Raw genomic sequence first — 18,471 nt, 5'->3', positions numbered from 1 at the left:
AGCCGTGTCGCGGAAGGTTGTCTTAACCAGCTAATGTCTTCCCGAGGAAGACGGAGGTCAGCGGATCCATGAGCGATACCCCATCGAACGCGGGCAACATCTACGTTGCCTATCAGGGCAACTCGTATCTCTTCGGCGGCAATGCGCCGTACGTGGAAGAGATGTACGAGAACTACCTCGCCAACCCCACGAGCGTGCCGGACAACTGGCGCGAGTACTTCGACGCCCTGCAGAACGTTCCCGCGGTCGACGGCAGCAACGCCAAGGACGTCCCGCACCTGCCGGTCATCAACGCCTTCGCCGAGCGCGCCAAACAGGGCGGCACCACCGTGGTGGTGGCCTCCGGCGCCGATTCCGAGCTGGCCCGCAAGCGCACCGCCGTGCAGCAGCTCATCGCGGCCTACCGCAACGTCGGCGCCCGCTGGGCCGACCTGGACCCGCTCAAGCGCGCCGAGCGCCCCCACATCCCCGAGCTCGAGCCCTCGTTCTACGGCTTCACCGACGCCGATTACGAGACGGTGTTCAACACCAGCAACACCTTCTTCGGCCGCGATTCCATGTCGCTGCGCGACCTGCTGAACGCGCTGCGCGAAACCTACTGCGGCTCCATCGGCGCCGAGTACAACTACATCACCGACCAGAACCAGAAGCGCTGGTGGCAGGAAAAGCTGGAAGCCACGCGCACCCGTCCGGCCTACAACGCCGAGAAGAAGAAGCACATCCTGGAGCGCCTGACGGCCGCCGAGGGTCTGGAGCGCTTCCTGCACACCAAGTACGTCGGCCAGAAGCGCTTCTCGCTCGAAGGCGGCGAGAGCTTCATCGCATCGATGGACGAGCTGGTGCAGCAGGCCGGCCAGGCCGGCATCCAGGAAATCGTCATCGGCATGGCCCACCGCGGCCGCCTCAACGTGCTGGTCAACACCCTGGGCAAGATGCCCAAGGACCTGTTCGCCGAGTTCGACCACACCGCGCCCGAGGACCTGCCCGCCGGTGACGTGAAGTACCACCAGGGCTTCAGCTCCGACGTCGCCACCCCCGGCGGCCCGGTGCACCTCTCTCTGGCCTTCAACCCTTCTCACCTGGAGATCGTCAACCCGGTGGTCGAGGGCTCGGTGCGCGCCCGCATGGACCGCCGCGGTGACCCCCTGGGCAAGCAGGTGCTGCCCGTGCTGGTGCATGGCGACGCCGCCTTCGCCGGCCAGGGCGTGGTCATGGAAACCCTGGCGCTGGCCGAGACGCGTGGCTACTCCACCGGCGGCACGGTGCACCTGGTCATCAACAACCAGATCGGCTTCACCACCTCCGACCCGCGCGACAGCCGCTCCACGCTGTACTGCTCGGACATCGTGAAGATGATCGAGTCGCCCGTGCTGCACGTGAACGGGGACGACCCCGAGGCCGTGGTGTTCGCCACCCAGCTCGCGCTCGAGTTCCGCCTGGCCTTCCAGAAGGACGTGGTGGTCGACATCGTCTGCTTCCGCAAGCTGGGCCACAACGAGCAGGACACCCCCAGCCTGACCCAGCCCCTGATGTACAAGAAGATCGCGGCCCACCCCGGCACGCGCAAGCTGTACGCCGACCGCCTCGCGGCCCAGGGCCTGGGCGAGACGCTGGGCGACGACATGGTCAAGACCTACCGCGCCGCGCTCGACGAGGGCCGCCACACGGTGGACCCGGTGCTCACCAACTTCAAGAGCAAGTACGCGGTCGACTGGAGCCCCTACCTGGGCAAGAAGTGGAGCGACAGCGCCGACACCGCGATCCCGCTGACCGAGTGGAACCGCCTGGCCGAGCGCATCACCACCATCCCCGACACCGTGACGCCGCACCAGCTGGTGAAGAAGGTCTACGCCGACCGCGCGGCCATGGCCCGCGGCGACATCCCGGTGGACTGGGGCATGGGCGAGCACATGGCCTTCGCCTCGCTGGTGGCCAGCGGTTTCCCGGTGCGCCTGTCCGGCGAGGACTGCGGCCGCGGCACCTTCACCCACCGCCACGCGGTCGTGCACGACCAGAACCGCGAGAAGTACGACGAGGGCACCTACATCCCGCTGCAGAACGTGGCCGAGAACCAGGCCCCGTTCGTGGTGATCGACTCCATCCTGTCGGAAGAGGCGGTGCTGGGCTTTGAGTACGGCTACGCGTCGAACGACCCGAACACCCTGGTGGTGTGGGAAGCGCAGTTCGGCGACTTCGCCAACGGCGCGCAGGTGGTGATCGACCAGTTCATCGCCTCCGGCGAAGTGAAGTGGGGCCGCGTCAACGGCATCGCCCTGATGCTGCCGCACGGCTACGAAGGCCAGGGCCCCGAGCACAGCTCGGCCCGCCTGGAGCGCTTCATGCAGCTGGCGGCCGACACGAACATGCAGATCGTGCAGCCGACCACGGCCAGCCAGATCTTCCACGTGCTGCGCCGCCAGATGGTGCGCCCGTTGCGCAAGCCGCTGATCCTGTTCACCCCCAAGAGCCTGCTGCGCAACAAGGACGCCACCTCGCCGCTGTCCGAGTTCACCAAGGGCGGTTTCCAGACCGTGATCCCCGAGCAGAACGCCGAGGTGGTGAAGAAGGCCGAGAAGGTCAAGCGCGTGATCGCGTGCTCGGGCAAGGTCTACTACGACCTGGTCAAGAAGCGCGAGGAAAAGGGCAGCGAGGACGTGGCCATCATCCGCGTCGAGCAGCTCTACCCCTTCCCGCACAAGGCCTTCGCCGCCGAGCTCAAGCGCTTCCCGAACGCGGCCGACATCGTGTGGTGCCAGGACGAGCCGCAGAACCAGGGCGCCTGGTTCTTCGTTCAGCACTACATCCACGAGAACATGCTCGAGGGCCAGAAGCTCGGCTACGCCGGCCGCGCGGCCTCGGCCTCGCCGGCGGTGGGCTACGCCCACCTGCACCAGGAACAGCAGAAGCAGCTGATCGACGCCGCCTTCGGCAAGCTCAAGGGCTTCATCCTGACCAAGTAAAGACAGTCTGTCGGGCGCGTGGCCTCGCGGTCGCGCCGCCAGGCGCCCGACACGTCCCCCTTAGAACGAACGCACGGAACAGAACATGGCAATCGTTGAAGTCAAAGTCCCTCAGTTGTCCGAATCGGTGGCCGAGGCCACGCTGCTGCAGTGGAAAAAGAAGGTCGGTGAGGCGGTGTCCGCCGACGAAATCCTGATCGAGATCGAGACCGACAAGGTGGTGCTCGAGACCCCGGCCCCCGCCGGCGGCGTGCTCACCGAAATCCTGCAGGGCGACGGCGCCACCGTCGTCGCCGACCAGGTGATCGCGCGCATCGACACCGCCGCCGTGGCCGGCGCCGCCGCACCGGCGGCGGCCCCCGCGACCGCCGCGCCCGCGCCGGCCCCCGCCGCCGCTGCCGCCGTGTCGAGCAGCAAGGCCGGCGTGGCCATGCCCGCCGCCGCCAAGCTCATGGCCGACAACAACCTGGCCGCGGGCTCCGTGGCCGGCACCGGCAAAGATGGCCGCGTGACCAAGGGCGACGTGCTCGCCGCCGTGGCCGCGCCCAAAGCCGCCGGTGCCGTGGCCGCACCGGTGGCGATCCCCACGGGTGCGCCCACCAAGGCCCTGCCGCAAGTGCCGGTGGCCGGTCCCAACCTGGGCGAGCGCCCCGAAGAGCGCGTGCCCATGACGCGCCTGCGCGCCCGCATCGCCGAGCGCCTGCTGCAGTCGCAGTCCACCAACGCCATCCTCACCACCTTCAACGAGGTCAACATGGCCCCGGTGATGGAAATGCGCAAGAAGTTCCAGGAGAAGTTCGAGAAGGAGCACGGCGTCAAGCTGGGTTTCATGAGCTTCTTCGTCAAGGCCGCGGTGCACGCGCTCAAGAAGTACCCGGTGCTCAACGCCTCGGTCGACGGCAACGACATCGTCTACCACGGCTACTTCGACATCGGCATCGCGGTGGGTTCGCCGCGCGGCCTGGTGGTGCCCATCCTGCGCAACGCCGACCAGATGAGCTTCGCCGACGTCGAGAAGAAGATCGCCGAGTACGGCCAGAAGGCCAAGGACGGCAAGCTGGGCATTGAAGAGATGTCCGGCGGCACCTTCTCCATCAGCAACGGCGGCGTCTTCGGTTCCATGCTGTCCACGCCCATCATCAACCCACCGCAGTCGGCCATCCTGGGCGTGCACGCCACCAAGGACCGCGCCGTGGTGGAGAACGGCCAGATCGTGATCCGGCCGATCAACTACCTCGCCATGTCGTACGACCACCGCATCATCGACGGCCGCGAAGCCGTGCTGGGCCTGGTCGCCATGAAGGAAGCGCTGGAAGACCCCGCGCGCCTGCTGTTCGACATCTGAGGACGAGACGATGAGCCAGCAATTCGACGTCATCGTCATCGGCGGCGGCCCCGGGGGCTACATCGCGGCCATCCGCGCCGCGCAACTGGGTTTCAAGGTCGCCTGCATCGACGAGTGGAAAAACGCCAAGGGCGGCGCCGCCCTGGGCGGCACCTGCACCAACGTGGGCTGCATCCCCTCCAAGGCGCTGCTGCAGTCGTCCGAGCACTACGAGCACGCGGGCAAGCACTTCGCCGAGCACGGCATCGAGGTCAAGGGCCTGAGCCTGGACGTGGGCCAGATGCTCAAGCGCAAGGACCACGTGGTCGAGCAGAACAACAAGGGCATCGAGTTCCTGTTCAAGAAGAACAAGGTGGCCTTCTTCCACGGCCGCGGTTCGTTCGTGAAGGCCGTTCCGCCCGGTGAGGGTGGAACCTCCGGTTCCACGGGTGGCTACGAGATCAAGGCCGGCGAGGAGAGTCTCATCGGCAAGCAGGTCATCGTGGCCACCGGTTCCAATGCGCGCGCGCTGCCCGGCGCGCCCTTCGACGAGGAGAACATCCTATCGAACGACGGCGCCCTGCGCGTGGGCGCGGTGCCCAAGAAGCTGGGCCTGATCGGCTCGGGCGTCATTGGCCTGGAAATGGGCTCCGTCTGGCGCCGCCTGGGCGCCGAGGTGACCATCCTCGAAGGCCTGCCCACGTTCCTGGGCGCGGTGGACGAGCAGATCGCCAAGGAAGCCAAGAAGGCCTTCGACAAGCAGGGCCTGAAGATCGAGCTGGGCGTGAAGGTCGGCGAAGTCAAGTCCGGCAAGAAGGGCGTGTCCATCGCCTACACCACCGCCAAGGGCGAGGCGCAGACGCTGGAGGTGGACAAGCTGATCGTCTCCATCGGCCGCGTGCCCAACACCATCGGCCTCAACGCCGAGGGCGTGGGCCTGCAGCTTGACGAGCGCGGCGCCATCGTGGTCGACGGCGACTGCCGCACCAACCTGCCGGGCGTCTGGGCCGTTGGCGACGTGGTGCGCGGCCCCATGCTCGCGCACAAGGCCGAGGAAGAGGGCGTGGCGGTGGCCGAGCGCATCGCGGGCCAGCACGGGCACGTGAACTTCAACACCATCCCCTGGGTGATCTACACCAGCCCCGAGATCGCCTGGGTGGGCGAGACCGAGCAGCAGCTCAAGGCCCGCGGCGCCGCCTACAAGGCCGGCACCTTCCCCTTCATGGCCAACGGCCGTGCGCGCGCGCTGGGCGACACCACCGGCATGGTGAAGTTCCTGGCCGATGCCGCGACCGACGAGATCCTGGGCGTGCACATCGTGGGTCCCATGGCCAGCGAGCTCATCTCGGAGGCCGTGGTGGCGATGGAGTTCAAGGCCAGCAGCGAGGACATCGCGCGCATCTGCCACGCGCACCCCTCGCTGTCGGAGGCGACGAAGGAAGCCGCGCTGGCCGTCGACAAGCGCTCACTGAACTTCTGACACCGCCTTGAGCGTCCGCAGCGCCTACGAGGCCGCGCTCAAGGAGCGCGGCTACACGCCCGATCCGGCCCAACTGCGGGCCGTGGACGCGCTGGAACGCTGCGCGCAAGAGTGGACGCAGTACAAGCAGAAGCGCTCCAACGCGCTGAAGAAGCTCATCCACCGGCCGGACATCCCGCGCGGCGTGTACATGTTCGGCGGGGTGGGGCGCGGCAAGAGCTTCCTCATGGACTGCTTCTTCCACGCCGTGCCGCTCAAGCGCAAGACGCGCCTGCACTTCCACGAGTTCATGCGCGAGGTGCACCGCGAGCTGCGCGACCTGCAGGGCACGCAGAACCCGCTGGACGTGCTGGGCGAGCGCATCTCCCGGCGCTACAAGCTGATCTGCTTCGACGAGTTCCACGTGGCCGACGTGACGGACGCCATGATCCTGCACCGCCTGCTGGACTCGTTGTTCCGCAACGGCGTGGGTTTCGTCACCACCTCGAACTTCCACCCCGACCAGCTGTACCCGCAGGGCTTGCACCGCGACCGCATCCTGCCGGCGATCGAGCTGCTGAAGGAGCGGCTGGAGGTGGTGAACGTGGACAACGGCACCGACTACCGCCAGCGCACGCTGACGCACATCGCGCTGTACCACACGCCGCTGGGCCCCGCGGCCGACGCGGCGATGGAAGCCACCTTCAACCAGCTCGCGGAGGTGGGCGACCAGAGCCCGGTGATGGGCATCGAGTCGCGCCAGATCCAGGCCCTGCGCCGCGCGGGCGGGGTGATCTGGTTCGACTTCCGCACCCTGTGTGGCGGACCGCGCTCGCAGAACGATTACCTGGAGATCGCGAGCCAGTTCCACACGGTGCTGCTGTCCAACGTGCCGCAGATGTCGGTGCGCATGGCGTCGGAGGCGCGGCGCTTCACCTGGCTGGTGGACGTGCTCTACGACCGGCACTGCAAGCTCGTGCTGTCGGCGGCCGTGCCGCCCGAGGCGCTGTACCTCGAAGGGCCCCTGTCGCACGAATTCCCGCGCACGGTGTCGCGCCTGACGGAGATGCAGTCGCAGGAGTACCTGGCCCTGCCGCACCGGGTGGTGGACACGGCGCTGACCTGAGCGCGGCGCTCAGATCAAGGGGTCGAGCTTGACGACCACCAGCGAGAGGTTGTCCCCGGTCCCCCGCGCCCGTGTGCGCGCCTTCTGGATCAGGAACTCGCAGGCCTCGCGCGGCGAAAGCATGGCGATGGTGCTGGCCAGCTCCTCGGGCGAAAAGTAGTGCCAGATGCCGTCGCTGCAGGCCATCAGCGCGTCGCCCGCGTTCAGCCTGGGCACCGCGTGCAGGTCGATCGGCGGGTCGTTCTCGGTGCCCAGGCAACCCATCAGGATGTTGGCGTGCGGGTGGTCCAGGGCTTCCTGCTCGGTGATCTCGCCCTGGTTGACCAGGGTCTGCACGTAGGAATGGTCCGTCGTGCGGTGCAGCAGCTTGCCCTGGCGGAAGTGGTAGACCCGCGAGTCGCCGGCGTGCACCCAGTGGCTCTCGCCATTGGGCAGCAGCAAGAAGGCCGCCACGGTGCTGTGCGGTTCCTGCTCGGCCGATACCGCCGTCAGCTTGATCACCATGTGCGACTCGTTGACGATCTGCTTGAGCAGGGCGCGCGGGTCGTCGGTTTCGGGGTCGAAGCGGTTGAACAGCTGGCGCGCCGTGAGCATCACCTGGTCCGAGGCCTTGCGGCCGCCGCTGCGCCCACCCATGCCGTCGGCCAGCACGGCCAGCAGGCAGTTGGGGATGCGCGTGTGCTGCATCAGTTCGACCTGGTCCTGCTGGTAGTCGCGGTCACCCTTGTGGATGCCGGTCGATGCCAGGATGCGATAGCCTTTGCTCATATGGATTCGATCGGTTGGGGCGGCGGGGGCGCGGTGGTCGCAATGGTATCCACTAATCCCCGGCCGGCCGGACGGGGGAAGCCCGCGTGAGCCTCGCACGGCCGCCGGATGGGGCCCGCCGCGCGGCGCGCTGCGCGGAGGCGTTCGCATGAGCGAGCTCGGCGCCCGCGTGGCGCAGGCGCTCGCGCCCGGTGGCGCGCTGGCCCGGACCTGGCCCGGCTGGACCGCGCGCGCGGCGCAGGCCGCCATGGCGCAGGCGGTGGCGCAGACCATCGAGGGCGGGGGCGCGCTGTTGGTCGAGGCCCCGGCGGGCAGCGGCAAGACCCTGGCCTACCTGCTGCCCTGGCTGCTGTCGGGCCAGCGCGCACTGGTCTCCACCAGCACCCATGTGCTGCAGCGCCAATTGGCCGAGCGAGACCTGCCGCGCCTGGCCAGCGCCACTGGCCAGCCGGTGCGCGTGGCCCTGCTCAAGGGCCGGGGGCGTTACGTCTGCCTGGCGCGCCTGCAGACGGCGGTGGACCAGGGCCCGCGCGCGGGCGCGCCGGCGGAACACGCCTGGTTGCGTGAACTGCTGGCCTGGGCCGAGCGCGGCGGCGATGGCGACCTCGACCAGGTGGCCGGCACCGACGCCATCGCCGGACTGCACGGGCGCATCACCTCCACCAGCGAGAACTGCGCGCGCCAGGCCTGCCCGCGCTGGGCCGATTGCCACGTGGAGCGCGCGCGCCGCGCCGCGCAGGCGGCCGACGTGGTGGTCATCAACCACCACCTGTGGCTGGCCGAGCTGCAGCGCCATCGCCTGGGCCGCCCGCGCCTGCTGCCCGAGGTGGACGTGGTGGTGTTCGACGAGGCGCATGCCCTGCACGGGCTGCGCGCGCAACTGGGCGCCGAGGCCTTCGACCAGGCGGCGCTGCAGCGCCTGTGGGCCGATCTCGCCGCGCTGGCCGAGGGCCCGCTGCGCGGCCTGCAGGCCTGGCGGCTGCTCGCGCACGACGGGCAATCGGCCACGCGCGCGCTGGCCCAGGCGCTGGCGGCGCTGCCGCCGCGCGAAGGCCGGCAGGCCTGGCCCCTGGGCGATCGCCTGGCGCCCTGGCGGCTGGCCCACGCCGTCGCCGCCGCGCAGGCCGCGCTCACGGCCAGCGGCGAGGCCGATCCACGCCCGCGCCGCCTGCTGGAGCGCACCCGCTCGATGGCGCAGGTGCTGCACACGCTGCTGAGCAGCGAGGACCCGGCGGCGGTCTGGCTCGATTGGCGTTCGCCCGAGGACTGGACCTGCCTGCGGCCGGCGACGCAGGGCCAGGACGCGGCCGCGCTGGCCCTGGCCACCGCGGCGCCGCTGGGCGCGCGCTGCGTGGTGCACGCCTCGGCCACGCTGGGCCTGGACGACGCCCTGGGCTGGCACCGCCAGGCCCTGGCGGTGGATGCCGCCTGGTCGCCGCGCGCGCTGCGCCTGGTGGCGGGGGACCAAGACCCCAGCGCCGCCGCGCTGTTCGTGCCCGAGGACTTGCCCGAGCCCGCCGAGGCCACGCACGCGCAGGCCCTGGCCGAGCGCATCGTGCCCTGGATCGCGCGGCTGGGCGGCCGCTGCCTGGTGCTGGCCACCACGCGGCGCGCGGCGCAGCGGATCGCGCAGGCCCTGCAGGCGCGCGCCCGGCCGGGCTGGCGGGTGTGGCTGGTGGGCGAGCGCCCCACGCACGCCGCGCTGGAGGCCCTGCGCCGCGCGGGCGGTGCGGCGCCCACGGTGGTGGTGGCCAGCGGCGCGCTGTGGCAGGGCATCGACGTGCCGGGCGAGGCCCTGCAGCTGCTGGTGATCGACAAGCTGCCGTTTGCGCCGCCCGACGACCCCTGGCTGCGGCAGCGCCTGGCGCGCGCGCAGGCGCTGGGCGCCGACCCGTTCAGCGAGGTGCAACTGGCCGACGCGGCGATGGCCTTGCGGCAGGGGGTGGGGCGCCTGATCCGCCGCGCGGGCGATCGGGGCCTGATCGTGATCGGCGACGTGCGCCTGCGCCGGCGCGCCTACGGACCGGCGCTGCTGGCGGCGCTGCCGCCCAGCCGCTGGCTGGACACGGAGGGGGAGGTGGACGCGTGGCTGGGCGAACTGGCGGCGCTCACCAGAGCTTCCACCACGGATCGCTCGACTTCTTGAAGCCGTGCTCGACGTACTCGCTGTTCGGGTAGCTCGCGCGCATCACGCGCGCGGCGTCGTCGCGCAGCTGGGTCATGCCCAGGGCGTCGTAGGACTGCACGAGGATGTACAGCGCCTCTTCGAGCGCGGGTGCGTCGGTGTAATCGGTCAGCGCCGACTGCGCGCGGTTGATGGCCGCCAGGTAGGCGCCCCGGCCGAAGTAATAGCGCGCTACGTGCACCTCGTACTGCGCGAGCGAGTTCACGATGTAGCGCATGCGCGCCACCGCGTCCGGCGTGTAGCGCGACTGGGGAAAGCGCGTGCTCAGCTCTCGGAAGGCTTCGTAGGATTCCTTGGCCGCCTTCTGGTCGCGCTCGGACAGGTCCTGGCGCGCCAGCGAGCCGAAGAGACCCAGGTTGTCGTTGAAGTTGACCAGGCCTTTGAGGTAGAGCGCGTAGTCGAACGCGGGGCTGGCCGGGTGCAGGCGCATGAAGCGGTCCAGCGTGGCCAGGGCCTGCGCGGGCTCGTCGCCGCGGTACTGGGTGTAGGCCTTGTCGAGCTGGGCCTGCTGCGCCAGCGGCGTACCGGCGGCGCGGCCTTCGAGCTTTTCGAACAGGGTGACGGCGCGCGCGTAGTTGCCGGCGTCGCGCTCGTCCGTGGCCTCGCTGTAGAGGCGGTTGGGGCTCCAGCCAATGGTCTCATCGACCGGGGTCGTGCTGCAGCCCTGCAGCAGCAGCGCCAGGGCGACGGCGGCCAGGGACGGGGCCGATAATCCACGGCTCAACTTCAAGGGCATGGCGCTGGAACAGGACTCGTTGAACGAAGCGGACAGTATATCGGCCGGGGGTGTGGCGCCAGAGGGCGAGCCCTGGGACGAACAGGCCGAGCAGCGCCGCCACGAGGTCCCCGCCGGGCTACACGGCTGGCGGTTGGACCGTGCGCTGGCCGCGCTGGTGCCCGAGTTCTCCCGCTCCTACCTGCAGCAGCTGCTGGCCGACGGCGGCGTGCTCTGGCGCGAGCGCGTCTGCACCAAGGCCGCCACGCGCGTGTCGGCGGGCGACACGGTGGTGGTCACGCTGCGGCCCACGCCGCAGGCGCGCGCCTTCGTGGCCGAGCCGATGGCGCTGGACCTGGTGTTCGAGGACGAGCACCTGCTGGTCATCGACAAGCCCGCCGGCCTGGTGGTGCACCCGGCGGCCGGGCACTGGGGCGGCACGCTGCTCAACGGCCTGCTCGCGCACCACGCGGGCGCCGCCGCGCTGCCGCGCGCGGGCATCGTGCACCGGCTCGACAAGGACACCTCGGGTCTGATGATGGTCGCCAAGTCGCGCCCCGCCATGCAGGCGCTGGTGAGCGCCATCGCGGCCCGCGAGGTGGGGCGCCAGTACCTGGCCATCGCGCACGGCGCCTGGCGCCACGAGGGCCTGCGCACGGTGCACGAGCCCATCGGTCGCGACCCCCGCAACCGCCTGCGCATGGCGGTGGTGGGCGAGGGCGCGGGCAAGCCGGCGCAGAGCGATTTCCTTGCCCTCGACCGCTGCGCTGAGGCCATGCTGGTGGCCTGCAAGCTGCACACCGGGCGCACGCACCAGATCCGCGTGCACATGGCCTGGCTGGGCCATCCGCTGGTGGGCGACACGCTGTACGGCGGCCGGCCGCTCTGGGGCCTGCAGCGCCAGGCGCTGCACGCGGCGTCCCTGCGCCTGTCGCACCCGGTTTCCGGGGCGCCGCTGGCCTTCTGGCGCGACCCGCCCGAGGACCTGGCGGCCGCCTTGGCCGCCGGGGGGCTCCGGTACAATCCGCCCCCTGCCGGCCAGGGCCTGATCGACTGATCCGCCCGCATCGGCGAACGCTTCTTTCGCGGCCCGTGCCGCGGCCCATGCCCGGGACCTCTTCCCCGGCCCCGCCCACCCAGAGCCCATTTTTCGCGGCCCCGGCGCCGAGCGACCAAGACCATCATGAACACCACGGATGCCAAGCGTGTCCTCGAGACGGCCCTCATCTGTGCCGCGCAGCCGATGACGCTGCGCGAACTCTCGGTGCTGTTCGACGGCGAACTTGCCAATGACACCCTCAAGACCCTGCTGGGCGAGCTGCAGCTCGAATGGACCGGGCGCGGCGTGGAGCTGGTGCCCGTGGCCAGCGGCTGGCGCTTCCAGAGCCGGCCCGAGATGCGCCACTACCTGGACCGCCTGCACCCCGAGAAGCCGCCGCGCTACTCGCGCGCCACGCTGGAGACGCTGGCCATCATCGCCTACCGCCAGCCCGTGACGCGCGGCGACATGGAGGACATCCGGGGCGTCACCATCAACTCGCTGATCCTCAAGCAGCTGGAGGACCGCGGCTGGGTCGAGGTGATCGGCCACCGCGAGACGGTGGGCCGTCCGGCGCTGTTCGCCACCACCCGCCAGTTCCTCGACGACCTGGGCCTGAGCTCGCTCGACCAACTGCCGCCGCTGGAGGCCAGCGGGGTGCAGGAGTCCTCGCTGGGCTCGCTCGATTTCGAGAGCCTGGCGGCGCAGTTGCCGGCCGAGGCGGGCGAGGGCGGCGAGGCCGCTGGCGATGCCGCGGCCCAGCCTGCCGCCGAAACACCGGCCGAGCCGCCCGCCGAACCCTCGGCCGACGACACCGCCACCCTGGCCGAGGGCGAACCGCCCGCGGCCGACGAACCCGCCCCCGAGGACGATCCCGATGAGCCCGGCCACCCCACGCAAACCCCGGCCTGATCGGCCCAGCGCCGCCGGCAAGTCCCGGTCCGATCGGCCGCGCGCCAGCCAGCCGCGCTCCGAAGCGGCGCGCGTCGACAAGCCGCGCACCGAGCGCCCCCGGCGCGCGGACGCACCCGCGGCCGACGCCGACGCCCTGCGCTTCGACGAGGTCGTCAGCGGCGCCTTCGACGAGGCCCAGTCGCACGCCCCCGAGGCGCCCACCGAGCCGGCCAAGCGCGTGCTCGCGCCCGAGGCCGAATCGCCCAAGCTGCACAAGGTGCTGGCCCAGGCGGGCCTGGGCTCGCGGCTCGAGATGGAGCAGCTCATCGTGCAGGGCCGCCTCTCGGTCAACGGCGAGCCCGCCCACGTCGGCCAACGCATCCAGCACGGCGACCAGATCCGCCTGGATGGCAAGCCCCTGCGCGTGCGCCTGCAGCCGCCAGCACCGCGCGTGCTGGCTTACCACAAGCCGGCTGGCGAGGTCGTCACCCACGATGACCCGCAGAACCGCCCCACGGTGTTCCGCCGCTTGCCGCGCCTGCACCAGGGCAAATGGCAGTCGGTGGGGCGGCTCGACCTCAACACCGAGGGCCTGCTGCTGTTCACCAATGCCGGCGAACTGGCCAACCGCCTGATGCACCCGCGCTTCGGCCTGCAGCGCGAGTACGCCGTGCGCGTGCTCGGCGCCATCTCCAACGAAGAGCGGCAGCGGCTGCTGGACGGCGTCCAGCTGGAAGACGGCATGGCGCAGTTCCAGTCCATCGAGGACGGGGGCGGCGAGGGCGCCAACTGCTGGTACCGCGTCACCATCGGCGAAGGCCGCAACCGCGAGGTGCGCCGCCTGTTCGAGGCCGTGGGCCATGCCGTGAGCCGGCTCATCCGTATCCGCTACGGGGCCGTGGTGCTGCCGCGCGGCCTGCCGCGCGGGGCCTGGATCGAACTGGGCGAGCGCGACGTGCAGCGCCTGGGCCAGGCGGCCGGCCTGGCCGATGCCCCGCCCCGGGGCCCGCGCGGCGACGCCCCGGCCCCAGCCAGCGCGCGCCGTCGCCAGGGGCCGGGCCCCAAATCGCCGCCGCCCAAGCCGTCCGCGCCGCGCCGCGCCGAGGGCGCCGCGGCCCGAGGTCGAAGCGCCGGCGGCCAGCCCGATCCCATGAAGACCAGCCAGGGCTACATCGGCCACGACGCGGTGCAGCGCCAGCGCCGCCAGGGCGGCAAAGCCCCGGGCAAAGGCATCGGCAAACCCCCCCGTCCACAGGGGCGCCGCCCCAGGGGCTGACACTTCCGCCATGTAGAATGGCGGGCTTTGCGGACCACGGGTCCGTTGCTCCGATCGCTCTCAAAACTTCAGGAAACCCATGGCCATCGAACGCACCCTCTCGATCATCAAACCCGACGCCGTCGCCAAGAACGTCATCGGCCAGATTTACGCCCGTTTCGAGGCCGCCGGCCTGAAGGTCGTGGCCGCCAAGATGGCCCACCTGTCGCGCCGCGAAGCCGAGCAGTTCTACGCCGTGCACAGCGCGCGCCCCTTCTTCAAGGACCTGGTCGAGTTCATGATCAGCGGCCCGGTGATGATCCAGGTGCTCGAAGGCGAGGGCGCCATCCTCAAGAACCGCGACCTGATGGGTGCCACCGACCCGAAGAAGGCCGCCGCCGGCACCATCCGCGCCGATTTCGCCGACAGCATCGACGCCAACGCGGTGCACGGCTCCGACGCGCCCGAGACGGCCGCCGTGGAAGTGGGTTTCTTCTTCCCCGGCATGAACGTCTACTCGCGTTGACCATGTCATGACGGTCAACCTGCTCGACTTCGATCTCGAGGGGCTGGCCGCCTTCTGCGAAGGGCTGGGCGAAAAGCGCTTCCGCGCCGTCCAGCTGTTTCGCTGGATCCACCAGCGCGGTGCGTCCGATTTCTCCCAGATGACCGACCTCGCGCGCAGCCTGCGCGAGAAGCTGCCCGGCGTGGCGCGCGTCGAAGGCCTGCGCGTGCTCTCGCGCCAGGACTCGGCCGACGGCACCATCAAGTGGCTGTTCGACGTCGGTGACGGCAACGCCGTCGAGACCGTGTTCATCCCCGAGGACGACCGCGGCACGCTGTGCGTGTCCTCGCAGGCAGGCTGCGCCGTGGGCTGCCGCTTCTGCTCCACCGGGCACCAGGGTTTCTCGCGCAACCTCACCACCGGCGAGATCCTGGCCCAGCTCTGGCACGCCGAGTTCTTCCTGCGCGTGTTTCTCAACCGCCCCGGGGAACGCGTGATCACCAACGTGGTCATGATGGGCATGGGAGAGCCGCTGCAGAACTACCACGCGCTGGTGCCCGCGCTCAAGACCATGCTCGACGACCACGCCTATGGCCTGTCGCGCCGGCGTGTGACGGTCTCCACCTCGGGCGTGGTGCCCATGATCGACCGCCTGGCGCAGGACTGCCCGGTGGCTTTGGCCGTGTCGCTGCACGCGCCCTTCGATCCGCTGCGCGACGACCTGGTGCCGCTGAACCGCAAGTACCCCATCGCCGAGCTGCTCGACGCCTGCCTGCGCTACCTGCCGGCCGCGCCGCGCGACTTCATCACCTTCGAGTACTGCATGCTCGACGGCGTGAACGACCAGCCCGAGCACGCGCAGGCCCTGCTCACGCTGCTGCGCGGGCACGCCGGCCGTGGCGTGCCGGCCAAGCTCAACCTCATTCCCTTCAACCCCTTCCCCGATTCGGGCCTGCGCTGCTCGCCGCGCGCCGCGGTGCAGCGCTTCGGCCAGGCGCTCAACGAAGGCGGCATCGTCACCACGATCCGCAAGACGCGCGGCGACGACATCGACGCCGCCTGCGGCCAGCTCGCCGGCGACGTGCTGGACCGCACCGACGCCGCGCGCCGCATGGCGCGCCGCCGCGAATCGGTGCAGCCCATCCGTTTGATGACCAAGGAAAAGGAAAGGCAGGCATGACCTCCGTCGCGAACCGACCGCCGCGCAGCCGAACCGTTCAAGCCCTGTGGCTTTTGTCCATGGTGCTGGCGCTGGCGTGGTTGGCCGGTTGCGCCTCCTCGCAGGCGCCGCGCGTGTCGGCCTCGCCCACACCGGGCGTGGAGCCCATCACCGCGTCCGACGAGCCGCCGGCGGTGCGCCGCGCGCGCATCCGCTACGAGCTGGCCGCCAGCTACTACGAGCAGGGCCAGACCACCGTCGCGCTCGACGAGATCAAGCTGTCGCTGCAGGCCGACCCGAACTACGCGCCGGCCTACATCCTGCGCGGTCTGGTCTACATGCGCCTGAACGACGTGGCGCTGGCCGAGGAGAGCTTCCGCCGCGCGCTGCAGATCAACCCGCGCGACGCGCAGGCCCTGCACAGCTACGGCTTGTTCGCCTGCGAGCAGGCCCGCTATGTGCAGGCCGACGAGATGTTCAACCAGGCCCTGGCCGTGCCGACCTACGGCGGGCGCTCGCGCACCTGGCTGGTTCAGGGCGTCTGCCAGATCCGCGCGGGCAAGCTGCAGGACGCCGAGGCCACGCTCGCGCGCGCCTACGAGTTCGACCCGAGCAACCCGATCGCGGCCTACAACCTGGCCAGCCTCAAGCACCGCCGGGGCGATAACCAGGGGGCGCAGTTCATCATCCGCCGCGTCAACAACTCCGAGCTCGCCAACGCCGAAACGCTGTGGCTCGGCGTGAAGGTCGAGCGCCAGCTCAACAACGACGTGGCGGCGGCGCAGCTCGCCCAGCAGCTGGGCCGGCGTTTTCCACAGTCGCCCCAGTGGGCGGCGTACCAACGGGGGGCATTCAATGAGTGAGTTGGGGGAGCAGACCCTCGAATCGGCACCGGCGGCGAGCCGGCCGGTGCGTTTGAGCGAGGCCCGCGAGGCCGCGGGACTGCACATCGCGGCGCTGGCCGCCGCGCTCAAGGTGCCTGTGCGCAAACTGGAGGCCCTGGAGGCCGGCCGCTACGAGGAACTGCCCGACCTGACCTTCGCGCGCGCCCTGGCCTCCAGCGCCTGCCGCCAGCTGCGGATCGACCCGGCGCCGGTGCTGGAGCAGATCCCGCTGAACCCCAAGCCCGCCCTGCGCGACAGCGACAGCACCATCAACGCGCCCTTCAAGCCCGCGAGCGAGGCGCCCGCCGCCAGCCCGCTGACCTGGCTGTCGCGCCCCGCGCTGCTGGGCGCCATCGCCCTGCTGCTGGCGGCGCTGGTGGTCATGTTCCTGCCCGACATGGAACCCGCGGACGTGGTGCAGGGCGCGCCCGACACCGCCCAGGAGGCCGCCGCGCCCGTGGCCCCCGCCGCCGCGCCAGGGCTGCCGATCTTCCAGCCGTCCGAGGCCACGCCAGGCGCGCCCAGCGCGCCCGCGGGCGAGGAAACCACCGGCCCGGCCGACACCGGGGCGGCCGCGCCGCCCACCCCTTCGCCTGCGGCCGCGGGCGCGGCGCCCACCGCACCCACCAGTGCCGCGGCTCCCGCCGTCACCCCCGAGGCGCCGGCCGTGGCCACGCCTCCGGGCGGCGCCGTGCTGCAGATCGAGGCCAGTGGCGAGTCCTGGGCCGAGGTGGTGAACGGCACCGGCACCGTGGTGCTGCAGCGGCTGCTGCAGCGCGGCGAGCGCGTCGAGTTCTCGGCCGCGCCGCCGTACGCGGTGACCATCGGCAAGGCCAGCGCGGTGCAGGTCAAGCTGCGCGGCCGCGCCTACGACGTCGCCAGCGTCGCGCGCAACGACGTCGCGCGCTTCGACGCCAAGTGAGTTCCCGCATGTCCGACGGCCCGATTCCCCTGCCCCAAGCCCCGCGCCGGCGCACCCGCCAGGGCGTGGTGCGCTGGGGCGATCACGGCGTGTCCATCGGCGGCGACGCCCCGGTGCGTGTGCAGTCGATGACCAACACCGACACGGCCGACGCCATCGCCACCGCCATCCAGGTGAAGGAGCTGGCCCAGGCCGGCTCCGAGCTCGTGCGCATCACCGTCAACAACGACGAGGCCGCGAAGGCCGTGCCGCACATCCGCGAGCAGCTCGACCGCATGGGCATCAGCGTGCCCCTGATCGGCGACTTCCACTACAACGGCCACCGCCTGCTCAGCGACCACCCGGCCTGCGCCGAGGCCTTGTCCAAGTACCGCATCAACCCCGGCAACGTGGGGCGCGGCGAGAAGGGCGACCGCCAGTTCGCGCAGATGGTCGAGATCGCCGCGCGCCACGGCAAGCACATCCGCATCGGCGTGAACTGGGGCAGCCTCGACCAGGACCTGCTCGCGCGGCTCATGGACGACAACCACGCGCGCGCCAAGCCCTGGGACGCCAAGCAGGTGATGTACGAGGCGCTCATCACCTCGGCCATCTCGTCCGCCGAGCGCGCCGAGGCCATCGGCCTGCCGGGCGAGAACATCGTGCTGTCCTGCAAGGTGAGCGCGGTGCAGGACCTGATCGCCGTCTACCAGGCGCTGGCGCAGCGCTGCGACTACCCCCTGCACCTGGGCCTCACCGAGGCCGGCATGGGCACCAAGGGCGCGGTGGCCTCCACCGCCGCGCTGTCGGTGCTGCTGCAGCAGGGCATTGGCGACACCATCCGCATCTCGCTCACGCCGCAGCCCGGCGAGGCGCGCACACAGGAGGTGGTGGTCGGCCTGGAGATCCTGCAGGCCCTGGGCCTGCGCAGCTTCGTGCCCAGCGTCACCGCCTGTCCCGGCTGCGGCCGCACCACCAGCACCACCTTCCAGGAACTGGCCAAGCAGATCGACGACTACCTGCGCGCCTCCATGCCGGTCTGGCGCGAGCGCTACCCGGGTGTCGAGGGCCTGAAGGTCGCGGTCATGGGCTGCATCGTCAACGGCCCGGGCGAAAGCAAGCACGCCGACATCGGCATCAGCCTGCCCGGCACCGGCGAGGCGCCGGCCGCGCCGGTGTTCATCGACGGCCAGAAGGCCGTCACGCTGCGCGGTGAGGGCATCGCGCGCGAGTTCCAGACCATCGTCGAAAACTACATCGAGAAGCGGTTCGGCGTGTTGCACGCCTGACCGCCCCT

General features: G+C 70.8%; 15 protein-coding genes. 13 read left to right on the top strand and 2 right to left on the bottom strand.

Annotation, left to right across the window (positions count from 1 at the left end):
* Nucleotides 1-68 precede the first annotated feature (68 nt).
* From JNX00_RS13635 to zapE, 4 genes are all read left to right on the top strand, one after another.
* A complete protein-coding gene (locus JNX00_RS13635) occupies nucleotides 69-2,960 on the top strand; it encodes a 2-oxoglutarate dehydrogenase E1 component (RefSeq protein ID WP_070400037.1) in 2,892 nt (963 codons plus the stop codon).
* A gap of 85 nt (nucleotides 2,961-3,045) precedes the next feature.
* The gene (odhB, locus tag JNX00_RS13630) at nucleotides 3,046-4,305 is read left to right on the top strand and encodes a 2-oxoglutarate dehydrogenase complex dihydrolipoyllysine-residue succinyltransferase (RefSeq protein ID WP_070400038.1); all 1,260 of its coding nucleotides are present in this window, start codon (nucleotides 3,046-3,048) and stop codon (nucleotides 4,303-4,305) included.
* Between the two features lie 10 nt (nucleotides 4,306-4,315).
* Nucleotides 4,316-5,764 (top strand): dihydrolipoyl dehydrogenase, encoded by a 1,449-nt coding sequence (gene lpdA, locus JNX00_RS13625; RefSeq protein ID WP_204742615.1) that lies wholly within the window; start codon nucleotides 4,316-4,318, stop codon nucleotides 5,762-5,764.
* 7 nt (nucleotides 5,765-5,771) lie between these two features.
* Complete coding sequence (gene zapE / locus JNX00_RS13620; protein WP_070400040.1) at nucleotides 5,772-6,869, top strand: cell division protein ZapE; 1,098 nt, start codon at nucleotides 5,772-5,774, stop codon at nucleotides 6,867-6,869.
* 9 nt (nucleotides 6,870-6,878) lie between these two features.
* On the opposite strand, the gene JNX00_RS13615 is transcribed toward zapE, so the two are convergent.
* Entirely contained in the window at nucleotides 6,879-7,637 is a 759-nt protein-coding gene (locus JNX00_RS13615) for a protein phosphatase 2C domain-containing protein (RefSeq protein ID WP_204742614.1), read from the bottom strand.
* Between the two features lie 148 nt (nucleotides 7,638-7,785).
* Here JNX00_RS13615 and JNX00_RS13610 point away from each other — a divergent pair, with 148 nt between their 5' ends.
* A complete protein-coding gene (locus JNX00_RS13610; protein WP_204742613.1) occupies nucleotides 7,786-9,783 on the top strand; it encodes an ATP-dependent DNA helicase in 1,998 nt (665 codons plus the stop codon).
* On the opposite strand, the gene JNX00_RS13605 is transcribed toward JNX00_RS13610, so the two are convergent.
* Complete coding sequence (locus tag JNX00_RS13605) at nucleotides 9,746-10,558, bottom strand: outer membrane protein assembly factor BamD (RefSeq protein WP_070400043.1); 813 nt, start codon at nucleotides 10,556-10,558, stop codon at nucleotides 9,746-9,748. The two genes, JNX00_RS13610 and JNX00_RS13605, sit on opposite strands and share 38 nt — an antisense overlap.
* On the opposite strand from JNX00_RS13605, the gene JNX00_RS13600 reads away from it, so the two are divergent.
* The 8 genes from JNX00_RS13600 (at nucleotide 10,557) to ispG (ending at nucleotide 18,463) form a co-directional block, all read left to right on the top strand.
* Nucleotides 10,557-11,594, top strand: coding sequence for an RluA family pseudouridine synthase (locus JNX00_RS13600; protein WP_204742612.1), 1,038 nt, complete (start codon nucleotides 10,557-10,559; stop codon nucleotides 11,592-11,594). The two genes, JNX00_RS13605 and JNX00_RS13600, sit on opposite strands and share 2 nt — an antisense overlap.
* Nucleotides 11,595-11,720: 126 nt before the next feature.
* Nucleotides 11,721-12,488 (top strand): SMC-Scp complex subunit ScpB, encoded by a 768-nt coding sequence (gene scpB, locus JNX00_RS13595; protein ID WP_204742611.1) that lies wholly within the window; start codon nucleotides 11,721-11,723, stop codon nucleotides 12,486-12,488.
* Nucleotides 12,454-13,746, top strand: coding sequence for a 23S rRNA pseudouridine(2605) synthase RluB (gene rluB, locus JNX00_RS13590; RefSeq protein WP_204742610.1), 1,293 nt, complete (start codon nucleotides 12,454-12,456; stop codon nucleotides 13,744-13,746). The genes scpB and rluB overlap by 35 nt, the downstream gene beginning before the upstream one ends.
* A gap of 79 nt (nucleotides 13,747-13,825) precedes the next feature.
* Nucleotides 13,826-14,251, top strand: a complete 426-nt coding sequence (gene ndk, locus JNX00_RS13585) for a nucleoside-diphosphate kinase (protein WP_070400047.1) — start codon at nucleotides 13,826-13,828, stop codon at nucleotides 14,249-14,251.
* 7 nt (nucleotides 14,252-14,258) lie between these two features.
* Nucleotides 14,259-15,410 carry a 23S rRNA (adenine(2503)-C(2))-methyltransferase RlmN gene (rlmN, locus tag JNX00_RS13580; protein WP_204742609.1) on the top strand — a complete coding sequence of 384 codons (1,152 nt, stop codon included), beginning with the start codon at nucleotides 14,259-14,261 and terminating at the stop codon, nucleotides 15,408-15,410.
* Nucleotides 15,407-16,252: a type IV pilus biogenesis/stability protein PilW gene (pilW, locus tag JNX00_RS13575; RefSeq protein WP_204742608.1), complete on the top strand. Its 846-nt coding sequence runs from the start codon at nucleotides 15,407-15,409 to the stop codon at nucleotides 16,250-16,252. Before rlmN ends, pilW begins: the two co-directional genes overlap by 4 nt.
* The gene (locus JNX00_RS13570; RefSeq protein WP_204742607.1) at nucleotides 16,245-17,195 is read left to right on the top strand and encodes a RodZ domain-containing protein; all 951 of its coding nucleotides are present in this window, start codon (nucleotides 16,245-16,247) and stop codon (nucleotides 17,193-17,195) included. The genes pilW and JNX00_RS13570 overlap by 8 nt, the downstream gene beginning before the upstream one ends.
* 8 nt (nucleotides 17,196-17,203) lie before the next feature.
* Nucleotides 17,204-18,463, top strand: coding sequence for a flavodoxin-dependent (E)-4-hydroxy-3-methylbut-2-enyl-diphosphate synthase (ispG, locus tag JNX00_RS13565; RefSeq protein ID WP_204742606.1), 1,260 nt, complete (start codon nucleotides 17,204-17,206; stop codon nucleotides 18,461-18,463).
* Nucleotides 18,464-18,471 lie beyond the last annotated feature (8 nt).

Origin of the sequence: Hydrogenophaga sp. YM1 (assembly GCF_016903055.1) — a bacterium.
Taxonomy (GTDB): domain Bacteria; phylum Pseudomonadota; class Gammaproteobacteria; order Burkholderiales; family Burkholderiaceae_C; genus Hydrogenophaga; species Hydrogenophaga borbori.
The sequence above is the reverse complement of the archived record's forward strand: the minus strand, read 5'-3'. Positions and strand labels throughout refer to the sequence as shown.

Excerpts from the sequence above, each read along its gene's own strand:
- JNX00_RS13615 (WP_204742614.1), bottom strand. The coding sequence starts at position 7,637 with ATGAGCAAAGGCTATCGCATCCTGGCATCGACCGGCATCCACAAGGGT.
- pilW (WP_204742608.1), top strand. The coding sequence starts at position 15,407 with ATGACCTCCGTCGCGAACCGACCGCCGCGCAGCCGAACCGTTCAAGCC.
- rluB (WP_204742610.1), top strand. The coding sequence starts at position 12,454 with ATGAGCCCGGCCACCCCACGCAAACCCCGGCCTGATCGGCCCAGCGCC.
- JNX00_RS13635 (WP_070400037.1), top strand. The coding sequence starts at position 69 with ATGAGCGATACCCCATCGAACGCGGGCAACATCTACGTTGCCTATCAG.
- scpB (WP_204742611.1), top strand. The coding sequence starts at position 11,721 with ATGAACACCACGGATGCCAAGCGTGTCCTCGAGACGGCCCTCATCTGT.
- JNX00_RS13605 (WP_070400043.1), bottom strand. The coding sequence starts at position 10,558 with ATGCCCTTGAAGTTGAGCCGTGGATTATCGGCCCCGTCCCTGGCCGCC.
- ndk (WP_070400047.1), top strand. The coding sequence starts at position 13,826 with ATGGCCATCGAACGCACCCTCTCGATCATCAAACCCGACGCCGTCGCC.
- JNX00_RS13600 (WP_204742612.1), top strand. The coding sequence starts at position 10,557 with ATGGCGCTGGAACAGGACTCGTTGAACGAAGCGGACAGTATATCGGCC.
- JNX00_RS13610 (WP_204742613.1), top strand. The coding sequence starts at position 7,786 with ATGAGCGAGCTCGGCGCCCGCGTGGCGCAGGCGCTCGCGCCCGGTGGC.
- odhB (WP_070400038.1), top strand. The coding sequence starts at position 3,046 with ATGGCAATCGTTGAAGTCAAAGTCCCTCAGTTGTCCGAATCGGTGGCC.
- JNX00_RS13570 (WP_204742607.1), top strand. The coding sequence starts at position 16,245 with ATGAGTGAGTTGGGGGAGCAGACCCTCGAATCGGCACCGGCGGCGAGC.
- rlmN (WP_204742609.1), top strand. The coding sequence starts at position 14,259 with ATGACGGTCAACCTGCTCGACTTCGATCTCGAGGGGCTGGCCGCCTTC.
- lpdA (WP_204742615.1), top strand. The coding sequence starts at position 4,316 with ATGAGCCAGCAATTCGACGTCATCGTCATCGGCGGCGGCCCCGGGGGC.
- ispG (WP_204742606.1), top strand. The coding sequence starts at position 17,204 with ATGTCCGACGGCCCGATTCCCCTGCCCCAAGCCCCGCGCCGGCGCACC.